Below are 14324 nucleotides of genomic sequence, written 5' to 3' on the forward strand. Positions count from 1 at the left end.
ACAGACATATCAGGACATCCCGGGGAAGAGGTGGACCACGAGGTCGATGAGTTTGATGCCGGCGAACGGCGCGATGATGCCGCCGAGGCCATAGACCAGCAGGTTGCGGCTCAACAGTGCGGAAGCATTGCTCGGCCGGTACTTCACCCCGCGCAACGCCAGTGGAATCAACGCGACGATCACCAGGGCGTTGAAGATGACCGCCGACAGGATCGCCGACTGCGGACTCGCCAGCCGCATGATGTTGAGCGCGTCCAGGCCGGGGAACAGGGAGACGAACAGCGCCGGAATGATCGCGAAGTACTTGGCGATGTCGTTGGAGATGGAGAAGGTCGTCAGCGCGCCGCGGGTGATGAGCAGCTGCTTGCCGATCTCCACGATCTCGATCAGTTTGGTCGGATCCGAATCCAGATCGACCATATTGCCGGCTTCCTTGGCGGCCGAGGTGCCGGTGTTCATCGCCACTCCCACATCGGCTTGGGCCAGCGCAGGGGCGTCGTTGGTGCCGTCACCGGTCATGGCCACCAGCCTGCCGCCGTCCTGCTCCTTCTTGATCAGCGCGAGTTTGTCCTCCGGGGTGGCCTCGGCGAGGAAATCGTCCACGCCTGCCTCGTCGGCGATGGCCTTGGCGGTGAGCGGATTGTCGCCGGTGATCATCACCGTGCGGATGCCCATCCGGCGCATCTCGTCGAAACGTTCCCGCATGCCGTGCTTGACCACGTCCTTGAGATGGATCACGCCGAGCAGGCGGGCCTGGCCGCCGGCGAGCTCGCCCACCACCAGCGGTGTGCCACCGGAGGCGGAAATACCGTCGACGATCGCGCCGACCTCGTCGGGAACCGAACCACCATGGCCCCGAACCCATTCGGTCACCGCCGACGCCGCACCCTTGCGCAGGCTGCGCCCGTCGGCGAGATCCACGCCCGACATGCGGGTCTGCGCGGTGAACTCCACCCAGCTCGCCCCGGTCAGCTCACCGGGCGTGCGTTCGCGTTTACCGTAGGCCTGCTTGGCGAACACGACGATCGAGCGGCCCTCCGGCGTCTCGTCGGCGAGGCTGGACAGCTGCGCGGCATCGGCGAGCGCGTCGGCGGAGACGCCTGGCATCGCGACGAAATCCGCGGCCTGCCGATTACCGAGGGTGATGGTGCCGGTCTTGTCCAGCAGCAGTGTGTTCACATCGCCTGCCGCCTCGACCGCGCGTCCGGACATGGCCAGCACATTGCGCTGTACCAGCCGGTCCATGCCCGCGATCCCGATGGCCGACAGCAGTGCACCGATGGTGGTGGGAATCAGGCAGACCAGCAGCGACACCAGCACGATCCCGGTGATCCCGTGCGCGTCCAGCGCCGCGCTGTCGGGAACGCCCGGATTGTTCGACTTGGCGAAGATCGCCATCGGCTGCAAGGTCGCCACCGCGAACACGAAGATGATCGTCAACGCGGCGAGCAGGATGTTCAGCGCGATCTCGTTCGGCGTCTTCTGCCTGCTCGCGCCCTCGACCAGCGCGATCATCTTGTCGATGAAGCTCGCGCCCGGTTCCTGGGTGATCTCGACGACAATGCGATCCGACAGCACCGTGGTGCCGCCGGTGACCGCCGAACGGTCGCCGCCGGATTCCCGGATGACGGGCGCGGATTCGCCGGTGATGGCCGATTCGTCCACCGAGGCGATGCCTTCGACCACGTCGCCGTCGCCGGGAATCACCTCACCCGCCTCGACCACCACGTAATCGCCGCGGCGCAGCTGCGGTGCGGCGACCCGCTCCTCGGTGACCCGGGCACCGGGCGTCCAGCCCGGCAACCGGCGGGCGACGGTATCGGTTTTGGCCTTGCGCAGCGTATCGGCCTGCGCCTTGCCGCGCCCTTCGGCGACGGCTTCGGCGAGATTGGCGAACAGCACGGTCAGCCACAACCACGCCACGATGGCCCAGCCGAAGAAACTCGGGTCCGCGAGCGCGAGCACGGTCGACCAGACCGCGCCCACCTCGACGATCAGCATGACCGGATTGCGCCACAGCGTCCGTGGATCGAGTTTGCGCAGTGCTTCGGGCAGCGAGGACAGCAGCAGCCCTGGGTCGAGCACACCGCGCGGCACCGCGCGTTTCGCGGTCGGGGCCGGAGCGGGGCCGGGGGTTTCGGTGACAGAGGTGGTCATCAGTGGATTCCTTCGGCGAGCGGCCCGAGCGCGAGGGCGGGCAGGAAGGTGAGCGCGACCAGGATCAGCGTCACCCCGGCGACCATTCCGACGAATTGCGGACGGTGGGTCGGCAGCGTGCCGATCGAGGCGGGGGTGCTGCCCTGGCGGGCCAGTGCACCGGCGAGCGCGAGCACGAGAATGATCGGCAGGAACCGACCGAACAGCATGGCGAGACCGAGTGCGGTGTTGTACCACTCGGTGTTGCCGGTGAGGCCGGCGAAGGCCGAGCCGTTGTTGTTGGCGGCGGAGGTGAACGCGTAGAGCACTTCCGAGAATCCGTGCGGCCCCGCGTTGAGCATGCTCGCGCGTTGTCCCGGCATTGCCATCGCGAGCGCCGTGCCCACCAGCACGATCAGCGGGCTCACCAGGAAATACGCTGCGGCCAGCTTGATTTCGCGCGGCGTGATCTTCTTGCCGAGGTATTCCGGTGTGCGCCCGACCATCAGCCCGGCCACGAACACCGTGATCACCGCAAGGATGAGCATGCCGTACAGGCCTGCGCCTACTCCGCCCGGCGCGACCTCGCCGAGCTGCATGTTGAACATGGTCATCAGGCCGCCGAGGCTGGTGTAGGAATCGTGGAAGGAGTTCACCGCACCGGTCGAGGTCAACGTGGTCGACGCCGCGAAGGTGGCCGAATTCGCTACGCCGAAGCGCTGTTCCACACCCTCCATCGACGCCCCGATCGCCGTCGGAACGGTGCCGTGGTGCTGGAGCTGGAACAGATTGGTCAGCGTCACGCTCGCGAGCGCGATCGTGCCCATCACCGCCACGATCGCATAACCCTGCTTGCGGCTGCCGACCATGCGCCCGAAGGTGCGCGGCAGCGAGAAGCTGATCACCAGGATGAGGAAGATCTCCAGCCAGTTGGTCCAGGTGGCCGGATTCTCGAACGGATGCGAGGAATTGGCGTTGTAGAATCCGCCGCCGTTGGTGCCGAGTTCCTTGATGACCTCCTGGCCGGCCACCGGACCGCCGGGAATGGTCTGCTCGCCGCCCGCGATCGTCTGCGCGAGCTGATCGTGCACGTGGAAATTCTGGATCGCGCCGCCGGCGATCAGCACGATCGCCGAGACGAACGCGATCGGCAGCAGGATGCGCAGCGTGCCGCGCACCAGATCGACCCAGAAATTGCCCAGATCACCGGTGTGCCTGCGGGCGAATCCGCGCACCAGCGCCACCGCTACCGCCATACCGACGGCCGCGGAGACGAAGTTCTGCACCGCAAGACCCGCCATCTGCACCAGATGACCCTGCGTCGATTCACCGGAGTAGTTCTGCCAGTTGGTATTGGTGACGAAGCTGACCGCGGTGTTCCAGGCCAGCGCCGGGGTCATCTCGGTGCCCGGATCGTTCAGATGCCATGGCAGCACGCCCTGGACCAGCTGGAATCCGAACAGCAGCAGCACACCGACCGCGGAGAACGCGAGCACGCTGCGCGCGTACACCGGCCAGGTCTGCTCGACCTCCGGCTGCACCCCGATCAGGCGATACACCCCGCGCTCGAAGCGCGAATGCCTGGTGCCGTTGTAGACGCGATACATGTAATCGCCGAGCGGCACGTGCACCAGCGCCAGGGCGACGATCAGGGACACGACGAACACGATCCCCGCGGTAGTGGTATTCACTAGAACCTCTCCGGGAACAGCAGCGCGGCCACCATGAACCCGGCCACCGCGACAGCGAGCACCAGGCCGACGAGATTGGCGATCACAGCCGCTCCACCCCTCGCTGGATCAGGCCGAGAATCGCGAAGAGCGCGATCGTCAGCACGGCGTACACCACCACAGACATCAGTTGCAGACCTCCTTCGCGCTTCGTTGGTGAAGCGCGCCGGAGATCGAGTCAAGCGCCCAGCAGGGTCCTCGAGGCCTTTCCTTACGACTTCTTGGCGCCGATAGGCTGGGCTTTTGCGCTCTGTTGACACCACCTCATCCGGTCACCCGGAAGGAAGCTGTCAAAGACGACGGCCAGGCCGTAAGGAGACCGTAAAGACGCGGCTCGCGCCCGAAACGCGCGGTAGAAGTGGGACACCGGCCAGTCGGAATCCCGCACGCGACCGGTGCACAGGTTGTGGAAGGAGTCCTCGTGTCGGCTGTGACCGTTGCGGTCGTTTTCGGCTTCCTCTGTTGTGCGCTGATCCTTCGCATGATCAGCGTGCGACAGGAAGGCCGCCACCTGCGGGTGTTGCGTGTGCGCCCCGCCCGAGCAGCGCGGGCGCCACGCGCGATGATGGACGAGTGAAGCGCGGGCATCTGCGGATCTACCTGGGCGCCGCGCCGGGAGTCGGCAAGACCTACGCCATGCTCGGCGAAGCGCACCGGCGGCTGGAACGCGGCCGCGATGTGGTGGCCGCCGTCGTCGAAACCCATGGCCGCGCCAAGACCGCCGCGTTGCTGGACGGCATCGAGCGGATTCCGCCGAAGATCATCGAATACCGTGGCACCGCATTCCAGGAACTCGACGTCGCTGCGGTGCTGCGCCGCGCGCCCGCGGTGGTGCTGGTCGACGAGCTCGCCCACACCAACGCACCGGGCAGCACGAACGAGAAACGCTGGCAGGACATCGAGGAACTGCTCGATGCCGGCATCGACGTGATCTCCACGGTCAATGTGCAGCATCTGGAAAGCCTCAATGACGTCGTCGAGCAGATCACCGGCATCCAGCAGCGCGAAACCGTGCCGGACGCGGTGGTGCGCGGCGCCGAACAGGTCGAACTGGTCGATATCACCCCGGAGGCGCTGCGCCGCAGGATGTCGCACGGCAACGTCTACGCCGCCGAGAAGGTCGACGCCGCGCTGCGCAACTACTTCCGGCCGGGCAACCTCACCGCGCTGCGGGAACTGGCACTGCTGTGGCTGGCCGATCAGGTCGACGCCGCGCTGGCCAAATACCGGGCCGATCACCGGATCACCGAACTGTGGGAGGCCCGCGAGCGGGTGGTGGTCGCGGTGACCGGCGGTCCGGAATCGGAGACCATCGTGCGGCGGGCCGGCCGGATCGCGACCAAGTCCAGCGCCGATCTGGTCGTGGTGCATGTGGTGCGCGGTGACGGCCTGGCCGGGGTATCGACCGCGCGGCTGGCCAGGTTGCGCGAACTCGCGGCCAGCCTCGACGCGTCGCTGCACACCGTGACCGGCGAGGACGTGCCCGCGGCGCTGCTGGAATTCGCCCGCGAGGTCAATGCCACCCAGCTCGTGCTCGGCACCTCACGTCGTTCCCGCTGGGCGCGCATCTTCGACGAGGGCATCGGCTCCGCGGTGGTGCAGCAGTCCGGCAAGATCGACGTCCACATGGTGACCCATGAGGAAGCCAACCGGGGCTTGCGCAGGTCCAGGGCCATGCTGCGGCGCCCGGTCTGGGCCTGGCTGGCAGCGCTGGTCGTGCCGGTGCTGGTGTGTGCGATCGGTGCCTGGTTCCTCGACGGCGCGCTCGAATTGGGTGGGCTCAGCGCGATGTTCTTCGTCGCGGTGGTGCTGGTGTCGCTGCTGGGCGGCGTGTTGCCCGCCGCGATGTCGGCGTTGCTGTCGGGTGTGCTGCTGAACTGGTTTTTCGCTGAACCGCGCTACAGCCTCACCGTCAACGAACCCGACAGTATTTTCACCATCGCGGTACTGCTCATCGTCGCGGTGGCGATGGCCGCGCTGGTGGACCGGGCGGCCGCACGAAGCAGGCAGGCACGCAAGGCTTCCCGGCAGGCCGAGCTGCTGACCGTCTTCGCTGGTGCGGTGCTGCACGGCGCGGATCTGCCGAAGCTGCTGGAACAGGTCAGGGAGACCTACGGCATGCGGGCGGTGGCGCTGGTGGCGGGGGAGCAGGTGCTGGCCGCCGTAGGCGCCGAGCCACCCGCCCACCCGGATCAGGCCGACACCACCATCGAAGCCGGCGATACGGTGCACCGGTTGTTGCTGGCCGGGCACCCACTGGCCGCCGGGGACCGCCCGGTGCTGACCGCGGTGGCCAATCAGGCCGTCGGACTGGTACGGCAGGCGCGGCTGGCCGAGGAAGCGGGCGCGGCGGCGGCACTGCTGGAAGCCGACCGGCTGCGGCGAGCGCTGTTGTCGGCGGTCAGCCACGACCTGCGCACCCCGCTGGCGGGGGCGAAAGCGGCGGTATCGAGCCTGCGCTCCGATGACGTCGAGTTCTCGCCCGAGGACACCGCGGAACTGCTGGAGACCGTGGAGGAATCGGTGGACCAGCTCACCGCGCTGGTCGGCAACCTGCTGGATTCCTCACGGCTGGCGGTCGGGGTGGTCTCGCCGCAGCTGCGGCAGGTGTATCTGGACGAGGTGGTGCATCGCGCGCTCGTCGGCGTCGGCATGGGTGCGCGCGGGCTGCGACGGGCGGCGATGGACCGGGTCGAGGTCGAGGTGGACGCCCTGTCGGTGCGCGCCGACGGCGGCCTGCTCGAACGGGTCCTGGCCAACCTCATCGACAACGCACTGCGCCACTCCACCCCGGACACGCCGATTCGGATCACCGCCGAACGCGACGGCGGCAAGGTCGCCATCGCCGTGGTCGATATCGGGCCGGGCATACCGGCCGGCGCCGAAGAGCAGCTGTTCGAACCGTTCCAGCGGCTCGGCGACCGGGACAACACCACCGGCGTCGGGCTCGGGCTGTCGGTGGTGCGTGGATTCGTCGAAGCGATGGGTGGCACGGTGCATGCCGAACCGACGCCCGGTGGTGGGCTGACCATGCTCGTCGAACTGCCGGCCGGCGAGGACGCGGCCCCGGCGCAGCACGCGGTGCGCGACAGCGACGCTCCCGGTGCGCGCCCGGCGACAATGGACGCGGCGGGCCGATCGCGCGGCGACGATCCGGCCCAGGGCAGCGACCGCGCCGAGGTGACGTGAGCAGCACCGCCGCCGTCCGCACGCACCGGGGCTCCCGGTGCCTCCGACTCGACCAGGAAGCGCGATGACCGACAAGTTGCCCGACGCGATCGCCACCAAGGTGCTGGTGGTCGACGACGAACCGCAGATCGTGCGTGCCCTGCGCATCAACCTGTCCGTGCGCGGATACGAGGTCTTCACCGCGGGCACCGGGACGGCCGCGCTGCGGGTGGCCGCGGACCGGCATCCGGATGTGGTGATCCTCGACCTCGGGCTGCCGGATATGGACGGCATCGATGTGCTGGCCGGCCTGCGCGGCTGGACCTCGGCGCCGGTGATCGTGCTGTCGGCGCGCACCGACTCCTCCGACAAGGTCGAGGCGCTCGACGCCGGCGCCGACGACTACGTCACCAAGCCGTTCGGCATGGACGAACTGCTGGCACGGCTGCGCGCGGCCGTGCGGCGCGGCGCCACCGACGGCGACTCCGGCGATCCGGTGGTGGTGACCGCCTCCTTCACCGTCGACCTCGCGGCGAAGAAGGTCACCAAGAACGGCGCCGACGTGCATCTGACGCCCACCGAATGGGGCATGCTCGAGATGCTGGTGCGCCATCGCGGCAAGCTGGTGGGGCGGCGTGAACTGCTGCGCGAGGTGTGGGGTCCGTCCTATGCCACCGAGACCCACTATCTACGCGTCTACCTCGCTCAGCTGCGGCGCAAGCTCGAAGACGATCCCTCGCGGCCCAAGCATCTGCTCACCGAAGCGGGCATGGGCTACCGCTTCCAGGAATGAGCGCGCGGGCCCCGATGTTGGCAGGCGTGCATCGCCCCCGAACCGAGATGGCAGGATCGTGCCCATGGCTGAACACACCGCCGCACCCGTGACCGACACCGCCGCACCCGCGGGCACCACCGCGTCCACGAACCACGCCGCACCCGGATCGACCACCCTGTGGGTCGAGCGCACCGGCACCCGGCGCTACACCGGCCGCAGCTCGCGCGGGGCCGAGGTGCTGATCGGATCGGAGAACGTGCCGGGCGTGTTCACCCCGGGTGAGCTGCTGAAGATCGCGCTCGCCGCCTGCTCCGGGCTCAGCTCGGACTTCCCGCTCTCGCGCCGGCTCGGCGACAACTACGACGCCACCATCCGCGTCTCGGGTGCCGCCGATCGCGAGAACGAGGTCTACCCGCAGCTCGACGAGGTCTTCGAACTCGACCTCAGCGAACTCGACCCCGAAGCTCGTGAGCGGCTGCTGGTCACCGTGCAGCGCGCCATCGACAAGGTGTGCACCGTCGGGCGCACCCTGAAGGCGGGCACCAACGTCACCCTGTCGTTCGATATCGACACCGCCGACTGATGCCGGACGATCCGCAGGTTCGCCTCAGCGCGTGGGTGCACGGCCTGGTGCAGGGCGTGGGCTTTCGCTGGTGGACCCGTTCGCGCGCATTGGAACTCGGCCTCACCGGGCACGCAACCAATGCCCGCGACGGGCGGGTGCACGTCGTCGCGGAGGGTCCGAAAGCCGCCTGCGAACGACTGCTGGCGCTGCTTCGCGGCGGCGAAACACCCGGCCGTGTCACCCTGGTGGTGGAGAACTGGGAGCCCGCGCGCGGCGATCTGAACGGATTCGAGGAGCGCTAGATCGACCGGGCGGGGAGGAGAGCATAGATGAGCGACACTCCGAATACTGCGGGCGGACCCGAGGACGGGCGTGCGGGCGGTGACGCCGAGCAGTGCCCGTCCGGGATGCCGGAACCGTCGCAGCCGCCTGCTCAGCCGGAACCCGGCCGCCCGGGGCCGGAGCAGCACTCCGACCACCCGGAGTCCGGGCGGCCTTCGCTGTCGAAGCCGTCGGGACCGCAGCCGTCGCCGGGCCCGGCTCCCCGTCCCGGCAGCATCAGCCGCCAGGAACCCGGCGTGACCCAGCCGCGCCCTCCCACTGTGGCCGAGGCCCGGGCCAGGGACAAAGCCCGCAGGAAGGCCGAGGCCGAGGCGCAGGCCGCGGCCGCCCGCGAGGAAGCGGCTCGGCGCACCCGCAAGCGCGTGATGATCGGCGGCGCCGCTGTGGTCGGCGTGGCGGCCCTGGTCGGCGGCGGTTATCTGGCCTACCGGGCGGTGGCCGCGCCGGACCGGGTCACCGCCTACTGCACCGTCATCGACGACAACGGCAAGGAGACCGTGGTCGAGGACGATCGCTGCGGCCGGGCGAGCTCGGCAGGCCATGCCGGCGTCGGCGGGATCTTCATCTACAACGGCATGCAGTACCGCTATTACTACGGCGGCAACAACACCGTCGGCCAACCGCCCACCGGCGGAACCACGGTCAAACCCAAGGGCGCGGAGATCACCACCAAGAGCGGCACCGTCATCCAGCGCGGTGGCCTCGGCAGCAAATCGGGCGGAGGTTCCTGATGCGGCGGGTCCGCGATACCCCGCGTCCCGGCTGGCAGCAGATCACCGAGGACCAGGGCCTCGTCTATGGTGCGCCGGGCCGCGACGCCAGCGGTAACCCGCGGCCGTACTGGGACGAATCGGTGCACTACGAGTTCGAGATGGACGAGATCCTCGCGCTGGAAGCCGATGTCGAACTGCTGCATTCGATGTGCCTGCACGCCGTGGAACACGTCGTGCTCACCGAGCGCTTCGGCGATTTCGGCCTGCCCGAATGGAGTTGGGGGCCGATCGCCGAATCCTGGCGTCGTGGCGACCCGTATGTCTACGGCCGCTTCGACCTGCGCTACGACGCGCGGCGCCCGGCCAAGCTGCTCGAGTACAACGCCGACACCCCGACCTCACTGCTGGAAGCGGCGATCGTGCAGTGGCATTGGCTCACCGATCGCTATCCCGGTGGGGATCAATGGAATTCGCTGCACGAGAAGCTGGTGCAACGCTGGACGGACCTGCGCGACGCGCTGCCCGGTGCGCATCTGCACTTCACCTGGTCCGGTGCCGACGCCACCGGCGAGGACAACGTCACCACCGCCTACATGCAGGAAACCGCCGCCGAGGCCGGCTTCGACACCATCGCACTGCCCATCGAGGAAGTCGGTTACGACATCGAACTGGACCGGTTCGTGGATCTGGCCGAGGCGCCGATCGAGGCGATCTTCAAGCTGTATCCGTGGGAATGGGTGCTCGACGACGAATTCGGTAAGCGAGTGGTCGACTCGCTGCCCGAGACCGCATGGATCGAACCGCTGTGGAAGACCCTGCTCAGCAACAAGGCGATTTTGGCCGTGCTGTGGGAGATGTATCCCGGCCACCCGAACCTGTTGCCCGCCTATCTCGATCAGCCGAATGAGCTCACCGAATACATCCGCAAACCCAAGCTCGGCCGCGAGGGCGCGAATATGACGATCGTCGGTGCCGGTCTGGAAACCGCCACCGGCGGGGTGTACGGCGAGGAAGGTTACGTCTACCAACTGCTCGATCCGCTGCCCGTCTTCGATGACATGCGTCCGGTGCTGGGTACCTGGGTGGTCGGCGACGAAGCGGCGGGACTGGGTATCCGGGAGACCGCGGGCCTGATCACCGACGACGGCGCTGCCTTCGTACCGCATCGGATCAGCACCGAATAGATTGCGTGGGCGCACCGCGCTCGCATTCGACGTCCCTCGGAAGGATCACGATGACCGCTCTGGCCCTCGATTCGAGCTACTGGAGTTCGCTGGCGGACGGCGTGGGGGCCATCCTGCTCTACGCCGTCGTCGGCTTGGTGCTGATGGTGATCGGCTTCTACGGCATCGATCTCACCACTCCTGGCCGGCTGCGGGCGCTGGTGGCGGAGGGCAGGCCCAATGCCATCGTGGTGACCGCCGCGGGCATGATCAGCATGGCGTTCATCGTGGTCCTCGCGATCTTCTCGGCGGGTGGCAGGCTGCTGGAGGGTTTGATCGCGGCGGCGGTCTTCGGGCTGGTCGGCATCATCGCGCAGATCGTCTCGGTGCGGGTGGTGGAGAAGGCGATCGGCATCGATATCGGTGCGGTCATGCACGCGGACCGGTTCGCCATCGAAGCACTGATCGTGGCGGCCGCGCATTTCGCGCTGGGTCTGGTCGTCGCCTTCGCCATTCTCTGATCGCAGCTGACGGCTCGAGTCGCCACGGCGACCCTTGACATTCCACTGTGGAAGGCGCATTCTAGGTGCGCATTCCACAGTGGAATGTGGCTCGATCGTTCGCATGCGGGCCCTGTCATGAGGAGCAGCTATGGACATCTCGCCGGGTACCCGCGCTTCCGACGCCGAACGCGCCCAGACCGCGGAGTTGCTGAGCAGGCATCTCGCCGACGGCAGGCTCGACCTCGCCGAGTACGACCAGCGCGTGGCGACGGTGTGGGCCACCACCACCCGCGATGATCTCGCCCTGGTGCTCTCGGACCTGCCGAAGCTGCCGAAGGTGCGCGCCGAGCAGCCGCAGCGGCCACGCATTCCGATCTGGCAGCGCATCGAAGCCGCCTCCTGGGTGTCGGTCAGCGTGCTGGTGCTGGTCATCTGGGGCACCATCTCGCTGGCAGCCGGCGAATTCACCTACCCGTGGCCGATCTGGGTGATCGGACCATGGGGTGCGGTGCTCGCCTTCCGCGCGCTCACCGGATTCGAATCCGGGCGGTCCTGCCGCTCGGCCTGACCGGGCAGCGGATGCTGCCGGTGTGCTGTACTGCCGCTTCGGCGGCCCGGCGCCGCCGGTGAAATGCCGGGGATTCGGCGGCCGGTGATTAGCCTGGGGTGGACCGCGCTCCGTCGCGGGCGGCTACCATGACTGGTCGCCGGATACGACGGGGCGGTGCCGGGCCAGTGCTCTCCACGGCAGTACACGGAAAGGTCGCCGGATTTGCATCTGAAGAGCTTGACGTTGAAAGGGTTCAAGTCCTTCGCGTCCGCGACGACGCTGCGGTTCGAGCCGGGGATCACCTGTGTGGTCGGTCCGAACGGGTCCGGGAAATCCAATGTCGTCGACGCGCTCACCTGGGTGATGGGCGAGCAGGGTGCCAAAGCGCTGCGCGGCGGCAAGATGCAGGACGTCATCTTCGCGGGTACCGCGGGCCGGGCCGCGCTCGGCCGCGCCGAGGTCACGCTGACCATCGACAATTCCGACGGCGCGCTGCCCATCGATTACGCCGAGGTCTCCATCACCCGGCGGATGTTCCGCGACGGCGCCGGTGAGTACGAGATCAATGGCAGCTCCTGCCGATTGATGGACGTGCAGGAGCTGCTCAGCGACTCCGGCATCGGCCGGGAAATGCACGTCATCGTGGGTCAGGGCCAGCTCTCGGCGATCCTGGAATCGCGCCCGGAGGACCGGCGCGCGTTCATCGAAGAGGCCGCCGGCGTGCTCAAGCATCGCAAACGCAAAGAAAAAGCGGTACGCAAGCTCGACGCCATGCAGGCCAATCTGGCCCGGCTCACCGACCTGACCACCGAACTGCGCCGTCAGCTCAAACCGCTCGGCAGGCAGGCCGAGGTCGCCCGGCGCGCCCAGACCGTGCAGGCCGACCTGCGCGACGCCCGGCTGCGCCTGGCCGCCGACGACCTGGTGACCAGGCGCCGCGAGCTGGAAAGCCAGCAGAGCAAAGAGGCATACGCGCGCGAACAGCAGATCACCGTGCAGTCCGAACTGGACGCCGCCAACGCCGCACTCGCCCAGCAGGAATTCCAGCTCGGCAAGCTCACCCCGAGCGCCGAGGCCGCCGCTCAGCTGTGGTTCCAGCTGTCGGCGCTGGCCGAACGGGTCAACGCGACCATCCGCATCGCCGGCGACCGGGCCCGTCATCTGGACACCAGCGCCCCCGTGGGCACCGGCCGCGACCCCGATCAGCTCGAGGCCGAAGCCGATCGTGTGGAAGCCGAGGAGGCCGAACTGCGCGAAGCGGTGGAGATGGCCGCCGAAACGCTCGAGGCGGCCCGCGACGCACTGGCCGAACGCGAACACGCCGCCAAGGCCGCCGAGCAGGCCCATCTGGCCGCCGTCCGGGCCATCGCCGACCGGCGCGAGGGGCTGGCGCGGTTGTCCGGGCAGGTCGACACCCTGCGCACCCGGGCGCAATCGGTGGACGCCGAGATCTCCCGGTTGTCGGTGGCCATCGCCGAGGCCAGGCAGCGCGGTGAGGCCGCCCAGGAGGAATTCGATGCGGTGCAAGCCGAACTCGACGATCTCGACGCCGGTGAGGCGGGCCTGGACGCTCAACACGAACATGCCGTGCAGGCATTGAAACTGGCCGATCAGCGCGTCGACGAACTGCGCGAACAGGATCGCGACGCCGGCAAGCGGGTCGCCTCGCTCACGGCGAGGATCGAAGCGCTCGGCATGAACCTGGCGCGTCGTGACGGTGCGGGCTGGCTCACCGAACATCACGGCGCGGATCTGCTGGGCCCGCTGTCGACGTTGATCCGGGTACATCCCGGATTCGAGGCAGCCGTTGCCGCCGTGCTCGGACCGCTCGCCGATGCCGTCGCCGCTGCTTCCGGCAGTACCGCCTATGCCGCGGTGCAGGCGCTCAAGGCCGCCGACGGGGGCCGGGCCGCGCTGGTCTTCGGCACGGGTGCGGCGCGGGCCGGATCCGCCGATGCGAACGCCGAGGCCGCCGGATCGACCGGAGAGGGCGCCGACTCGACCGGTGAGCGCAGGCCCGCTCGCACCGCCGCCGAGGCCGACGGAGGGACGCTCCCCGCGGGCGCGCGGTGGCTCGGTGCTGTGGTCGACTGCGCCGATATCGTGCACGCCGCCGTCGCCGCACTCACCGCCGACGTCGTCGTGGTCGAGGATCTCGCCGCCGCCGCCGAACTGCTCGCGGCGCGCCCGCAGCTGCGGGCGGTGACCACCGACGGCGATCTCGCGGGCACCGGATGGGTGCTCGGCGGATCGGACCGCGCACCGAGCCAGCTCGAGATCCAGGCCGATATCGACGCCGCCGGAGCCGAATTGATCGCGGCCAAGCGCCGGGCCGAGGAGCTAGAGGCCGCCCTGGCCGGCGCGCTCGCCGAACAAGCCGATCGCAAGGACGCCGTCGATCACGCGCTGATGGCCCTGCACGAATCCGATCAAGCCCTGGTCGCGATCTACGAGCGGCTCGGCAGGCTCGGCCACACCGCCCGCGGCGCGCATGCCGATATCGATCGGCTCACCGCCCAGCGCGCCGAAGCCGAAGACGGCAGGGAGAAGGCGCTCGCCTCGCTCGCCGAACTCGAGGACCGGCTGCGTCACGCCGAACTCGAACAATCCGGCATCGACGACGGCGGCCGTGAGTGCGGCGACGGCGGCGTGCACGATATCGGCGCAGTCGACCACAGC

The 14324-nt window shown here is 68.6% G+C and carries 12 protein-coding genes; 10 read left to right on the forward strand and 2 right to left on the reverse strand.

The genetic code is table 11. The annotated features are described in order from the left end of the window. Positions 1–9: 9 nt before the first annotated feature. Positions 10–2157: a potassium-transporting ATPase subunit KdpB gene (kdpB, locus tag GV790_RS06715; protein ID WP_163811617.1), complete on the reverse strand. Its 2148-nt coding sequence runs from the start codon at positions 2155–2157 to the stop codon at positions 10–12. Beyond that, positions 2157–3827, reverse strand: a complete 1671-nt coding sequence (gene kdpA, locus GV790_RS06720; RefSeq protein ID WP_163811620.1) for a potassium-transporting ATPase subunit KdpA — start codon at positions 3825–3827, stop codon at positions 2157–2159. The genes kdpB and kdpA overlap by 1 nt, the downstream gene beginning before the upstream one ends. 460 nt (positions 3828–4287) lie before the next feature. On the opposite strand from kdpA, the gene GV790_RS06730 reads away from it, so the two are divergent. The 10 genes from GV790_RS06730 to GV790_RS31005 form a co-directional block, all read left to right on the forward strand. After that, positions 4288–4443, forward strand: a complete 156-nt coding sequence (locus GV790_RS06730; protein WP_163811622.1) for a hypothetical protein — start codon at positions 4288–4290, stop codon at positions 4441–4443. Further along, entirely contained in the window at positions 4440–7055 is a 2616-nt protein-coding gene (locus GV790_RS06735; RefSeq protein ID WP_163811625.1) for a sensor histidine kinase, read from the forward strand. Before GV790_RS06730 ends, GV790_RS06735 begins: the two co-directional genes overlap by 4 nt. A 64-nt stretch (positions 7056–7119) precedes the next feature. Further along, a complete protein-coding gene (locus tag GV790_RS06740) occupies positions 7120–7827 on the forward strand; it encodes a response regulator (RefSeq protein WP_163811627.1) in 708 nt (235 codons plus the stop codon). A gap of 64 nt (positions 7828–7891) precedes the next feature. Continuing rightward, entirely contained in the window at positions 7892–8392 is a 501-nt protein-coding gene (locus GV790_RS06745; RefSeq protein WP_163811629.1) for an OsmC family protein, read from the forward strand. Next, positions 8392–8676 (forward strand): acylphosphatase, encoded by a 285-nt coding sequence (locus GV790_RS06750; RefSeq protein ID WP_163811631.1) that lies wholly within the window; start codon positions 8392–8394, stop codon positions 8674–8676. The genes GV790_RS06745 and GV790_RS06750 overlap by 1 nt, the downstream gene beginning before the upstream one ends. A gap of 27 nt (positions 8677–8703) precedes the next feature. Continuing rightward, positions 8704–9447 carry a hypothetical protein gene (locus tag GV790_RS06755; RefSeq protein ID WP_256673114.1) on the forward strand — a complete coding sequence of 248 codons (744 nt, stop codon included), beginning with the start codon at positions 8704–8706 and terminating at the stop codon, positions 9445–9447. Continuing rightward, a complete protein-coding gene (locus GV790_RS06760) occupies positions 9447–10613 on the forward strand; it encodes a glutathionylspermidine synthase family protein (protein WP_163811633.1) in 1167 nt (388 codons plus the stop codon). The genes GV790_RS06755 and GV790_RS06760 overlap by 1 nt, the downstream gene beginning before the upstream one ends. Positions 10614–10663: 50 nt before the next feature. After that, on the forward strand, positions 10664–11113 hold the full coding sequence (locus GV790_RS06765; RefSeq protein ID WP_163811635.1) for a DUF350 domain-containing protein: 450 nt from the start codon (positions 10664–10666) through the stop codon (positions 11111–11113). 130 nt (positions 11114–11243) lie between these two features. Next, positions 11244–11663, forward strand: a complete 420-nt coding sequence (locus GV790_RS06770; protein WP_163811637.1) for a DUF1707 SHOCT-like domain-containing protein — start codon at positions 11244–11246, stop codon at positions 11661–11663. A gap of 204 nt (positions 11664–11867) precedes the next feature. Then, on the forward strand, positions 11868–14324 hold a 2457-nt coding region (locus tag GV790_RS31005), incomplete at its 3' end, for an AAA family ATPase (RefSeq protein WP_256673084.1).

This window comes from Nocardia cyriacigeorgica (assembly GCF_010858045.1).
Lineage (GTDB): Bacteria > Actinomycetota > Actinomycetes > Mycobacteriales > Mycobacteriaceae > Nocardia > Nocardia cyriacigeorgica_E.

What these genes read in the sequence shown, in the direction of transcription:
- kdpB (WP_163811617.1), bottom strand. Translation starts at nt 2,157, where the DNA reads ATGACCACCTCTGTCACCGAAACCCCCGGCCCCGCTCCGGCCCCGACC.
- GV790_RS06740 (WP_163811627.1), top strand. Translation starts at nt 7,120, where the DNA reads ATGACCGACAAGTTGCCCGACGCGATCGCCACCAAGGTGCTGGTGGTC.
- GV790_RS06745 (WP_163811629.1), top strand. Translation starts at nt 7,892, where the DNA reads ATGGCTGAACACACCGCCGCACCCGTGACCGACACCGCCGCACCCGCG.
- GV790_RS06750 (WP_163811631.1), top strand. Translation starts at nt 8,392, where the DNA reads ATGCCGGACGATCCGCAGGTTCGCCTCAGCGCGTGGGTGCACGGCCTG.
- GV790_RS06755 (WP_256673114.1), top strand. Translation starts at nt 8,704, where the DNA reads ATGAGCGACACTCCGAATACTGCGGGCGGACCCGAGGACGGGCGTGCG.
- GV790_RS06760 (WP_163811633.1), top strand. Translation starts at nt 9,447, where the DNA reads ATGCGGCGGGTCCGCGATACCCCGCGTCCCGGCTGGCAGCAGATCACC.
- GV790_RS06765 (WP_163811635.1), top strand. Translation starts at nt 10,664, where the DNA reads ATGACCGCTCTGGCCCTCGATTCGAGCTACTGGAGTTCGCTGGCGGAC.
- GV790_RS06770 (WP_163811637.1), top strand. Translation starts at nt 11,244, where the DNA reads ATGGACATCTCGCCGGGTACCCGCGCTTCCGACGCCGAACGCGCCCAG.